This is a genomic window from Clostridium sp. UBA4395, from assembly GCF_002390995.1.
GTDB lineage: Bacteria > Bacillota > Clostridia > Clostridiales > Clostridiaceae > Clostridium_J > Clostridium_J sulfidigenes.
Window position 1 is genome coordinate 19417 of the sequence record NZ_DGRF01000022.1, and the last position, 12087, is coordinate 31503.

The following is a 12087-nucleotide window of genomic DNA, read 5'->3' on the forward strand; positions in this document are numbered from 1 at the left end:
GAATTTATTATGCCACAATTGCCTTTTAAGGATCTTAAAAACATAGATATTTCACAATTTGGTACCCAAATTGAAGATTTTAAATCTCTTTCTTTAAAATATCGTTGTGCCCTTCGTGAAATCGAAACAAAATTTGCAATACTTAATGATGAATATAAAAGTATTCACTCTTATAATCCTATTGAACATATGAAATCTAGGCTTAAAGCTCCTGAGAGTATACTTGAAAAACTTCAAAGAAGAGGATTGGAACTCTCTATTGAGTCTGCAGAAACTTTAACTGATATTGCTGGAATTAGAGTTATTTGCTCTTTTCTCAGTGATGTTTATGAAATTGCAGCTTCAATTAAGGCACAAACTGATTTAACTATTATTAAGGAACGTGATTACATAAAAAATCCAAAAGATAATGGTTATCGTAGCCTTCATTTAGTTGTTAGTGTTCCTGTATTCTTCTCAAAGAAAGTTGAAAATGTTCCTGTAGAGATTCAGTTTAGAACAATTTCAATGGATACGTGGGCAAGCCTAGAACATAAGCTTAGATACAAATATGAGGGCGAAATGCCCGATGATATTAGCACCATGCTGTTAAACTGTGCTGGTACTACAACACACCTTGACGAAGAAATGCTTATGGCACGTAACAGACTTATGAATAATCATATTTAATGCTTAGTTAAGTAAAACTTTTATAAATATATATTTATTTTTCATAAAATTTGAGCATGTACTCTAATATAGAGACATGCTCAAATTTTATTTGAATTATTTTATCTTAGGAAAGTTTTGTATTTTAATCTCGATTAGGAACTACTTTTGCATCATATAAAAGGTCATCTACTTGATAGTCATTAATATTCAAATTTATTTTTTCCTGCATAAGCTTTAGTATAAGTTCTTCCTTTTCATCTTCAAATATACCAGAGTTTTGAATATTTTCTATGAAACTATCTAAATCATAAATAATACAATCTCCTTCATAAGCTCCTAATTCAGTACATATATCTACTGAAGCTTGAAGGGGATCTGTTCCATAATCAACATAGACTTTACTTCTATCATCTGATAATTCTTCTATTTTTCCTACATAATATCCTGCCACATATTTTCTTGCATCATCCTCTTCTCCAAAACCTAATATATCTCCATTTGGTGTTACAACTATATAATTATGATAAGATACACGTGTATTCATAACTAAATGCATTCTCCTTTTCAGTGGATTTTAACTATACTATATATTAAGTTTTCCAAATGATAGAATTATTATACTGAGCAAAAATGAAATAATTATTACACCTTCTAAACCCTTGATAAATCTAATAAATAAAATAGAATTCCATATACTATAAAAGAAAAGCACATAAATACATGATATATAACATCAAATTCTATTATATTATTTCTAAATTTATTATCCATTAATTTTTTCTTTGATAATAATATTTTCATTCTAAAAAAAATTTCAAATATCCCTAATAAAACTGCTGGTACTGACAATAAGTTTAGCTTAGGAGCAAAAATATCACCAGATATAATATTTCTCATATCTCTAGTAAATCCACAAAGAGGACAAGGCTCTCCTAAAATTCTATAAGAAAGGCATCCATAGGTGATAGGAAACAATTTATTCACAACTCTAGATATAAAGGGTAAAAATATCATAGCTATTACTAAAGTAATTACTATCACATTAAAAATATTATATTCTTTTATTATTCCTTCGCTTTTCAAATTTTAACCTCCTTGTAACTAAAATAAGATGCCTATACAGACATCTTTTAATGATACAATTTTACACTGCTGCTCCTAATGAAGCTAATCCCACAATAAATATTAAAAATATAATAGCCATACATATTCCTATTATGGAACATATAAATCCACCTTTAGCCATTGCAAAAGCTTCACCTGATTCTTTCTTTTTCTTCATGTCTATAATTCCTAATACTACACCTACAACGCCTAAAATTAGAGATAACCACCATAGGCACCCCCATGAAATTACAGCAAATACAATACTACAAATTCCAACTACTAATGAAGCAACACCCATACAAAATCCTCCTTGTAAATTTTATCACTCCATTCATTTTATTAATCTGCATCGAATATTATTACAATTTTATTAACAAAATCATTTATCAGATATGACTATATAAAATTTTAACTATATCTATAGATACATATATAACTATAATCTAGTGCTAGTATACTTTTATGGACACAACTCAATATAAACAGTTAAAATGAATGTATGGAAAGGAAGTGTCCATGTGAGAAATACAGGTAAAAGATATACAGATGATTTTAAGAAAATGATTATAGAAATATATAACTCTGGAAAACCAATACAAGAAATTTTCAGCGAATATGGCATAACAAGCGCTACATTATATAAGTGGCTTAAAAATCCACCAAGCAGTAAAACAAAGAAGCCTATAATAAAGGACAATACTTGCCCTAATAATATAAAAAAAGATACAGAAGTATTAAAACTTCAAAAGGAAATTCAACTTATTAAAGAGGAAAATGAAATATTAAAAAAAGCTATTGCCATGTTCGCGAAGGAAGAGAGTCAATCTTAGAATTTATTGATGAAAATAAGAATAATTATTCAGTTAAGCTAATGTGTAGGGTACTGGACATACCTAGAAGCACTTATTATAAATCTAAAGATAAGACATTTAAGTAATAGAGCTATCGAGAATGAAAAATATAAAAAAGAAATACTTGCTATTTACGAGGAAAGTAGCAAGCGATATGGTGCACCAAAAATTCATCAAAAGCTTATTGAAAAGGGAAATGAAATAAGTGTTAAGAGAGTTCAAAGGCTTATGATAAAATTAAACATAGCATCAATAGTTATAGCTCAATATAAACCATATCCAAGTAAAACTGAAGTAAAAGAGCGTAAAAATATATTACGCAGGGACTTTACAACCAAAACAATCAACGAAAAGTGGGTAGGTGATATAACCTATATACACACAATGAAAGATGGTTGGTGCTACTTGGCATCAGTAATGGATCTTCACACAAGAAAAATAATCGGATATTCATTCTCTAAATCTATGGATACAAGCTTAATTATAGCGGCCTTGAAAAATGCTTATGAAATACAAAGGCCTAGCGGCTCTATTATTTTCCATTCTGATCTTGGAACGCAGTATACCAGCGAAGCATATAGCGAACAGCTAAAAAAGTACAATATGATAGCATCATACAGTAACAAGGGATGTCCTTATGATAATGCATGTATTGAGTCTTTTCACTCTATTTTAAAGAAAGAACAAGTAAATAGAGTACTCTATTATGATTATGCTGCCGCAAGGCTTGATCTTTTTAAGTATATTGAAGGCTGGTATAACAGAAAAAGAATTCATGGTTCTATTGGTTATATAACGCCTCAAGCTAAAGAAGATTTAGTTAAGGCGTCAAATTTATAGAAATATCGTGTCCAAAATATTGACGTAAGTCCAATAGATACATATAAAACTAGTTAAATAGTTAAATAGTTAAATAGTTGTTGTCATAGTGCGGGTTTGCGAGATTCATGAATATGCAATATAGCTACTAGCGTATTACAAAATTAAAAAAGGTGCCCATGCACCTTTTTTATTATTCTTCTACAAATTCTATAATATCTTTACCAAGCTTACTCACTCTTGCTAGTGAATATACTTCATAGCCTTTATCTTCAAGATTTTTACGACCTGGTTGGAAGGATTTTTCTATGACTATTCCAATTCCTGCAACCTTTGCTCCAGCTTCTTCTACCAATCTTATAGCGCCTTGTGCTGCTTCTCCATAGGCTAAGAAATCATCTATTATAAGTATATTATCCTCTGATGATATAAATTTCTTTGATAAAGTTAACTCATAATCTACAGCTTTAGTAAAAGAATGTACTGTTGTTTGATATACATCTCCACTTAAAATCTTAGATGTTTGTTTCTTTAGTGTTACCATTGGTAATTCCATTTGAAGAGCAGTCATAACTGTAGGAGCTATCCCTGAACTTTCAATGGTAAATATTTTAGTTATTCCATGGTTTTCAAAATGTTCTTTAAAGGTTGTTCCTATTTCCTGCATTAATTTAGCATCTACTCCATGGTTTAAGAAAGAATCTACCTTTAATACAGATTCATTTAACGCATGTCCATCTTTTAATATGCGATTTTTTAAAGTTTCCATTATGCCACCTCACTTTTTTCTACTTTTATTTTCTCTACTTTATCTTCTTTTAATACCAAGTTTAGTATTAAAGCAGTTATAGTTCCTGTAGATATTCCTGATGAGAAAATCATCTTTAATCCTTCTGGTAATTGTGCTATAACATCTGGCCTAAAGGTAACTCCAAGACCTAAAGCTATAGATGTAGCTATTATAAGTAGATTTCTTTCAGTAAGTCTTACTCTGCTTAAAGTCTTTATTCCTGCTGCTGCAACAGTTCCAAACATTACTATTCCAACTCCACCAAGAACTGGTTGTGGTATTCCACTTACTAGTCCTGCTAGTTTAGGTAGGAAACCTAAAACCACCATGATTAGTCCTGACATAATTGCCACGTGCTTACTTGCTACCTTTGTTAAAGGTATCAGTCCTACATTTTGGCTGAAGGTAGTGTTTGGGAATGAACCCACTATTCCACCTAGCATACTTCCTATACCATCTGCTAATACACCAGCACCCACACGTTTTTCATCCATATGTATCTGAGAAGTTTCTCCAATAGCCTTAAGACATCCAACGGTTTCTATAGTAGTTACAAAATATGCTGGAATAAATGCGATTAAAGCTTTAATATCAAAGGTTACTCCATATTCAAATATTTTAGGGAATGAAACCCAACTAGCTTCAGTAATGGCTGTAAAATTCACTAGATCTAAAGGAATACAAATTATATATCCCGCAACCATCCCAATTAAAATAGATGCACTACTAACCATACCTTTTCCATATCTATTTAAAATCAAGGTAAAAATTAATACAAACATGGCTATTGATAAATTCTTAATACTACCATAATCTGCAGCTCCAACTCCACCTGCAGCCCAATCAATAGATACTGGTAATAATGTAAGTCCAATCAAACATACCACTGTTCCCGTAACTATTGGTGGAAATAATTTCATAAGAGGCTTAATAAAGTAACTTAAAATAATTTCAAAGAATGCTCCTAAAATAGTAGCTCCAATTATTCCTGGAAGTCCAAGTATTGTACCCACTGAAATAGCTGGTGATACGAAGGTAAAGTCTGTACCCATGATACAAGCAACCCTTGAACCTATAACGCCAAAACCTCTAGCTTGAATTATAGTAGCAATACCAGAAGCTAAAATTGTTGCACTTATTAATGTTGTAGTTATTTTTGCATCAAATCCTAATGCACTTGCTATTACTAGAGGCACTACTACTATCCCTCCAAAAGCTGCAAATATATGCTGTAAACCAAATAATATCTTTTTAACTAAAGTTGGGTTATCATCAACCCCATAGGTTAATTCAATATCATTAGTTAATAGTTCTTCATTATTCATAAGTTCATCTCCTTTTAGATATTGTTTAATTTTATCTAAGGGTTAGCTACTTCCTTAGATTTATTTAAATCAAAATAAAAAAGCACCTCAATAAAAATTGAGGTGCTGTGATTCATCACTATAATAATTATAGTTATAATAAAATACAACTCCCCGTAGTCTGCAAATTTATGGTTTGCAGGTAGAAACTTTCGGACCATATTACCGATTATATACGAGTCTTACCAATTGTATTGTCATTATAACACGAACATTTATATTTTACAACCAGCTATTGTTAGGATTATTTGTAATAATAAGTTTACTGTTACATTGATTGTTCTTTTATATTTTCCACTGATTTTTCTTTTCTTCCTTCAATTATATTTTGTAGATTTTCCCCTGCATTTTTAAATACTATTGATATTGTTAAAAATACAAGAAGAACAATTCCAAGGATTAAGAAATCTTTTCCGACTATTCCATAATTAATTGTATTGGCTGAAATAACTTCTCTTAATAATTCTACACTATAAGTAAATGGCATATATGGATTAATCACTTTAAAGAATTTAGGTACTATCTCTAACGGGAATGTACCTGCACAAGCTGTTAGCTGAAGTATTAATAGTACTATTCCTAAAAGTCTTCCTGCATCTCCAAATAGGGATATTAAACATTGAATTATTGCTATAAATACCAATGATAAGAATACTATGGATGCAAAATACATACCTGTACTTGTTGGCGTTAATCCTAGCCCCATTACAACTGCACTTACAAGTAATGCTTGTAATAAACCTATAAATCCAAAGGATAAATATTTACCTATAACTTTATCAAACTTGGATAAATTAGCATCATCATCAGTTTTAGCTGAGATAACGAAGAACATCATTATTGCACCTATCCATAAAGATAGTGATATAAAGTATGGTGCAAAACCTGTTCCATAGTTAGGAACTTTATTTATTGGTTCATTTTTCATATTTATTGGAGCTGATACAAAGTCACCCATTTCCTCAGAGGAATTTTTAAGTCCAGACTTCATTTCTCCTGAACCATCTTTTAAAGCAGTTGCAAGCTCATTTGATCCTTTATATAACTTATCTACCCCATCTTCTAGTTGTGGTACTTTTCCTGTTAACTCTGACACTCCATCATTTAACTTGTTTTGTCCATCTACTAGCGCATTGGATCCATCTACTAGTTGATTTGAACCATTATATAAAGCTTGTATTCCACCACTTAAAGCTGGAACATTGCTTCTTAACTGTCCAAGACCTCCGTTTATTTCACCAGATCCACTACTTAACTTATTAATACCCGAACTTAAAGCAGCCATATTTTCTGATACTGATTTTAATCCTGCTCCAAAGGAACCAGTATTATTTTCATCAAGTCCAGTTTCTAAAGAATTTAATCCTCCACTGATTTTACTTACCCCTTCACTAACTTTATTTACATTATCGGTTAAAGCTATTGTTCCAGTTGCAAATTCATTAACCTTACCAGTGTACATATTTACAGCACCATTAAACTCACCTAATTTATCACCAAACATCTTAGTTCCTGCTTGCAATCCTTGTATCTGCTTTGGTGTTTCACTAGTTGATTCGTTTAAAGCTTGTATCTTTACAAGTGCTGCTTGAATATTTGGATCTTTTGCTACTTCAGGATTTGAATTAACTGCTGCTATAATATCTTTAGATATATCCTTCATTGCTGCTGAAGATGTATTAACACCATTTATAAGCTGGTCAACTCCACCTTTAACTGATTGGTATCCATTATTTATGCCTTTTGCAGACTCCGCAACATTACCGCTAGCAGTTTTTAAGCCTTCTCCACCTTCTTTTAATGTTTTTATACTACTTTCTCCAGTCTTTAATTTACTATTTAACTCACTAGCTCCATCTTTAAGTGAATTTACAGTTGGATAAATTTTTGTATTAAATGCACTATAAAGACTTTTACTTCCTACTGTTAATGCACCTGCACCATTTGCTGCAATTCCTAGTTTACTTGTCAATTCCTGTGAACCATCATATAACTTATCTACTCCAGAACCTAAGGCTGGAACCTTGCTATTCACTTCTGATAAGCCATTATTTATTGACTTTATTCCAGAGTTAAGAGCACCTTGTCCATCCTTTAATTGTGCTGAACCATCTCCAAGTTTATTAGCACCTTCCGCTAGCATAGGTACCTTTTCATTTAGTTCACCAATTCCATTATAAAGTTTTTCACTTCCATCAGTTGCCTTTATAAATCCATCTTTTGCTTCATATAGCTTATCAAAAGCAACAGTGACATAGTTGCTTGAAATTGTTCCTACAATTTCTTCTTTTAGTAACTTTTCAACCTGTGAATTGATTTGAGCTGCTAAAAAGTTTTTCTTTTCGTTACAAACAAATTGTAAATCTGCTACCTGAGGCTTACCTTCTTTTGCAGCCACAACACTTTCTGAAAAATCTTCTGGAATTACAAATTTAGCATAATACCCTTGTTTTTCTAAACCCTCATTGGCTTTTTCATTGCTAGTAAAATCCCAGCCAACCTCTTCATTTCCCTTTAGGTTTTCTACAATGTCTTCACCGTAGTTTACCTGTTCTCCATCAAGTAAGGCACCACCATCTTCATTAACTACAGCTATTGTCATGTCCTGAATTCGTGCATAAGGATCCCAAAATGCATCTAAGTACAACAATGAGTATAGTAATGGTACTATAATAATTGCAATAACCGATACTCTTATGAATCTGTTCTTAAAAATGCTTTTTATATCCTTACCGGCAATTTTTAAAAAGTTCACACTATCACCTTCTTTAATTTTTTATACTTTACAGTCAATATTATATATATACTATTTTTATACTGACTAGTCAATATTATTAAAGAATATTTTTACTGTTATCCTTTTCAAAAACATAAAAAAAAGCTTTCTAACTTACTATTATCCTAGCTAGAAAACTCTTCTATTAAAATTGTATATTATTTTTTATTTATATTTCATATCTCAAGATAATCTTATGTCATAGTTAATGTAATCCATAAATTTTTCTACTACTTCATCATGATTATAGTTATCATTATTTATAATTTCATAGAGTGCAGATGAAAATAATACCCCTATAAAGCAGTAACTTAATATATCTGAATCTTCGTCAGAAATATTTCTACTCTTTGTAATTCCTTCTAAAAATTTAGAATTCATATTAATTAAGTTCATTACCTGCTCTCTTATTTCTTCATGACGTTCCTTTTGTCCCCATACCTGACTCATTATTACTCTAAATAAATCCTTATTAATATACACATATTTTAACTGAACCCTAGCAGATTCCTTCAATCTTTCTATAGGATCACTTATTTCTTTTATGGATTCTTCAACTTCACTGTTTATTAAATCAATTCCTGTCTGTACGACAAAATAAAATAATTCCTCTTTACTTTTAAAGTGATAATATAAAGTTCCCTTTGCAACTCCAGCTTCGCTTGCTACTTCATCCATAGTGGCACTCTCGTAACCATTGCTTGAAAATACTTTTATTGCGGCCTCAAAAATAATTTTTCTAGTCTTATTCATAATATACGCTTCTATCCATCATGATATGAAGCAACACAACTCCTTATAATTTATATTTTATCTTTTAGTAATATAAACATTATTATATCATAATATTTATATACTACTAAATAATAAACTAAAATAAAATTTCTAATAATGATTTTAGGAGTCACATTAATTGTATATGTCCGAAAATTCTATATTACATTTTTCTACCTTTGAACTTATCATTTCACTTTTATGAGGCACATGTTCTTTTTCACACTCCTCTATTTCTACAATCCGTATTGGAAGATAAAATGTAAATTTAGTACCTTCACCAACCTTGCTTGTCACATTAATGCTACCACCATGCATTTCAATTAAGGATTTAACCAGTGATAATCCAATTCCACTACCTTCATATCTTCTTTCTGAAGTATCATCTGCTTGAATAAATCTATTAAATACCAAATTTACCTTTTCATTTTCTATTCCTTCTCCATTATCCATAACTGATATGAATACTTTTCCATCATCAATACCTAAATATACTTCAATTCTTCCATTTACCTTTGTATACTTAATTGCATTGGATAATAAATTAAGCATTATTCTCTCAATTTTATCTGGATCACAAGCAATTATTTCTTCTTCAATTTCTGTATCAAATATTAATTCTATTCCTTTATTCTCCACATACTGAGCTACAGAAATGGTAATATCTTCTACAACATTAACAATATTATGATTTTCAAGTTGTAATTTATAATATCCTGCATCTATCTTAGTTATATCTATTAGATTATTAACAAGCCTTAATAATCTATAAGAATTTTGTTTAATAGAATTCATGTATCTTTTTAAAGCCACGCCTTTGTCAGCACAAATACGCTCTTTTTCTATATTACTATTTATAAGTTGCATAGTTGTAAGAATAATATTTAAAGGAGTTTTAAATTCATGGGATATATTAGAGAAAAATTCACCTTTAATTTTCTCTAATTTTATTGCTTCTTCATAATTTTTTCTTTGCTCTTCTAGCTGATGCTGCTCTGTTACATCCTTACCTGTACATATAGATATTCCTCTACTTTTTAAATATCTACTATTCCATTGAATCCACTTTGAATCTCCATTTTTGCACATAAGTCTAATCTTAAAACTCATTATCTTTTCTTCTGTCTTTAATTTTTTTATAAATTCATTCTTTAATTCTAAATCCTCTGGGTAAATTATATCTGTCCACTTCATCTTTGAAAGTTCCTCTTTACTCCATCCTAAGGTCTTTTCCCACCCTGAATTTAACTTTCTATGGTTTCCATTTTCTCCAATTATAACCATCAAATCAATAGCAGTATCTAAAAATAATTGTAGCTCACTTTCTGTTTCCATACGTTTTTTAAGTTCTAATTTAATCTCTTTAGATAAAATATCATTTTTTATTATTACTGCGATTTGATTACATAATACTTTTATAAAATTATGGTTATTTAGTTTTTTACCATCTATTTCACTATATAAGAAATTCATTACACCGATAATTCTATTATTATATTCAAGTTTATATATTCCAACAAACTTTACACCTTTTTTTTCTAATATGTCTTTATTAGGATAATTTTTTCTATCACACAGTGGCTTTAATCCCTCGCCACCCTCTTCTATAAATAATCTATCCAATTCTTCATAGGTTATTGGAAACTCTGTATTGTCAATATCTATTTCATTATATTTTCCTAGATAACATTTACAATTAAGTTTACCTGCCTTATCATCATATGCCCATATATTTATAGCATCTGCACCTAGTTTTTGGATAATATCTTCTTTTAAATTATCAAATCTTCCACTACTTTCATTATAACCATTGCTTACTACTTCATTTAAAGCATAAAATTGCTTATGACTATCCAACAATTCTGATTCTATCTTCTTGTTAAAAGTTATATCCCTTGAAACACCAATTATATACTTTACTTCTCCATATTGGTCTAATATTGGAGCCTTATAGGTTTCAAGCCACATATCACCTTCTGAATTATGAATCACTCTTTCATATAGTATTGGTCTTTTGTCAACAATTACTTCATGATCTGTTTCACTTGAATAATCACATTGGTCTTCATTACAAAAGTTCCAGTCATAAGATCCTATAACCCTCTCCTTATCAACATCCAAGTTTTTTACATATTGAGTATTTGCATATATATATTTGCCCTCAGCATCCTTCATCCACATGCTATAGGGTAGCTTGTCTAGAAGTATTTCTAAATTTTTTTTACTATATACTTCTTTTTCTTTTAATGTAACAAAAAAAGCTGATTCTCCGCACCACATCCCTTTGTTAACATTTACATCACAGTGAATTTTGCCTAACCCTTTTAAAGAAAGAGTATATTCTATAACCCTATTAGTATACTTTTCAAAATTACATATAAGTTCCTTTAGTATATCCCTATCTTGTTGTAAAGCTATGTCTCTATAAGATTTTTGTAAGTCTTTTTCATTTAATTCAAATCGTTCTATTAACTTAGAGTTTGCAAATAGAACTTTTTCTTTACTATTAACTACTAATATCATTTCATCTAGACTATTAAAAACCTGTTCCATAAACTTCCATCCCCTCTATTATAACTTTCATCACTATACTGAAATTATTACAAAAATTAATTTTTATAGCTTTTTATCATATATGTATATTTATTTCCATTGTATCTGCATATTTCTTTAAAAGTGTATATTCCCACTACCAATTATACATTTTAAAGTAATATATTACAATATATAGTAAAGAATTAGTATCACGAAATATTATATATTGGATTATTTTGTAGTATTTTAACATTTAAATTATGTAAACATTTATATATTAAAGGAAATATGAGTTATTCATACCTAATTTAATCTAATCAGGTTATATTGTACTTTTTAGCATTAACCTTTAATCCAGTTATAGTGTATTATGTAATTAAGACACTATAACTGATAAGATGAGACTAACTATATGAAGTC

The 12087-nt window shown here is 29.9% G+C and carries 9 protein-coding genes, 1 pseudogene and 1 riboswitch; of the genes and pseudogenes, 2 read left to right on the forward strand and 8 right to left on the reverse strand.

Annotated elements, in window-relative coordinates:
• Positions 1-9 precede the first annotated feature (9 nt).
• Positions 10-669: a GTP pyrophosphokinase family protein gene (locus B2694_RS03060; protein ID WP_346884520.1), complete on the forward strand. Its 660-nt coding sequence runs from the start codon at positions 10-12 to the stop codon at positions 667-669.
• 124 nt (positions 670-793) lie between these two features.
• Here the strand turns inward: B2694_RS03060 and B2694_RS03065 are convergent, their stop codons facing one another.
• The 3 genes from B2694_RS03065 to B2694_RS03075 all read right to left on the reverse strand — a co-directional run bounded on the left by B2694_RS03065 (position 794) and on the right by B2694_RS03075 (position 2056).
• Positions 794-1195: a hypothetical protein gene (locus B2694_RS03065; protein WP_346884521.1), complete on the reverse strand. Its 402-nt coding sequence runs from the start codon at positions 1193-1195 to the stop codon at positions 794-796.
• A 107-nt stretch (positions 1196-1302) separates the two neighbouring features.
• Entirely contained in the window at positions 1303-1734 is a 432-nt protein-coding gene (locus B2694_RS03070; protein WP_346884522.1) for a DUF2752 domain-containing protein, read from the reverse strand.
• 61 nt (positions 1735-1795) lie between these two features.
• Positions 1796-2056 (reverse strand): hypothetical protein, encoded by a 261-nt coding sequence (locus tag B2694_RS03075; RefSeq protein WP_035133860.1) that lies wholly within the window; start codon positions 2054-2056, stop codon positions 1796-1798.
• Positions 2057-2249: 193 nt separating this feature from the next.
• Here B2694_RS03075 and B2694_RS03080 point away from each other — a divergent pair.
• Positions 2250-3449: pseudogene (locus tag B2694_RS03080) on the forward strand (IS3 family transposase).
• Between the two features lie 172 nt (positions 3450-3621).
• Here B2694_RS03080 and B2694_RS03085 read toward each other — a convergent pair.
• The 5 genes from B2694_RS03085 to B2694_RS03105 all read right to left on the reverse strand — a co-directional run bounded on the left by B2694_RS03085 (position 3622) and on the right by B2694_RS03105 (position 11685).
• On the reverse strand, positions 3622-4197 hold the full coding sequence (locus B2694_RS03085; protein ID WP_346884523.1) for a xanthine phosphoribosyltransferase: 576 nt from the start codon (positions 4195-4197) through the stop codon (positions 3622-3624).
• Positions 4197-5543 (reverse strand): nucleobase:cation symporter-2 family protein, encoded by a 1347-nt coding sequence (locus B2694_RS03090; protein ID WP_346884524.1) that lies wholly within the window; start codon positions 5541-5543, stop codon positions 4197-4199. Before B2694_RS03090 ends, B2694_RS03085 begins: the two co-directional genes overlap by 1 nt.
• A 136-nt stretch (positions 5544-5679) precedes the next feature.
• A riboswitch (purine riboswitch) is annotated at positions 5680-5781 on the reverse strand.
• A 69-nt stretch (positions 5782-5850) separates the two neighbouring features.
• On the reverse strand, positions 5851-8337 hold the full coding sequence (locus B2694_RS03095) for a YhgE/Pip domain-containing protein (protein WP_346884525.1): 2487 nt from the start codon (positions 8335-8337) through the stop codon (positions 5851-5853).
• A gap of 204 nt (positions 8338-8541) precedes the next feature.
• Entirely contained in the window at positions 8542-9111 is a 570-nt protein-coding gene (locus B2694_RS03100; RefSeq protein WP_035132024.1) for a TetR/AcrR family transcriptional regulator, read from the reverse strand.
• 156 nt (positions 9112-9267) lie between these two features.
• Positions 9268-11685, reverse strand: a complete 2418-nt coding sequence (locus tag B2694_RS03105; RefSeq protein WP_346884526.1) for a PAS domain S-box protein — start codon at positions 11683-11685, stop codon at positions 9268-9270.
• Positions 11686-12087 lie beyond the last annotated feature (402 nt).

Coding starts and splice junctions, on each gene's coding strand:
- B2694_RS03060 (WP_346884520.1), top strand. CDS start 10: ATGCCACAATTGCCTTTTAAGGATCTTAAAAACATAGATATTTCACAA.
- B2694_RS03065 (WP_346884521.1), bottom strand. CDS start 1,195: ATGAATACACGTGTATCTTATCATAATTATATAGTTGTAACACCAAAT.
- B2694_RS03075 (WP_035133860.1), bottom strand. CDS start 2,056: ATGGGTGTTGCTTCATTAGTAGTTGGAATTTGTAGTATTGTATTTGCT.
- B2694_RS03085 (WP_346884523.1), bottom strand. CDS start 4,197: ATGGAAACTTTAAAAAATCGCATATTAAAAGATGGACATGCGTTAAAT.
- B2694_RS03090 (WP_346884524.1), bottom strand. CDS start 5,543: ATGAATAATGAAGAACTATTAACTAATGATATTGAATTAACCTATGGG.
- B2694_RS03100 (WP_035132024.1), bottom strand. CDS start 9,111: ATGAATAAGACTAGAAAAATTATTTTTGAGGCCGCAATAAAAGTATTT.
- B2694_RS03105 (WP_346884526.1), bottom strand. CDS start 11,685: ATGGAACAGGTTTTTAATAGTCTAGATGAAATGATATTAGTAGTTAAT.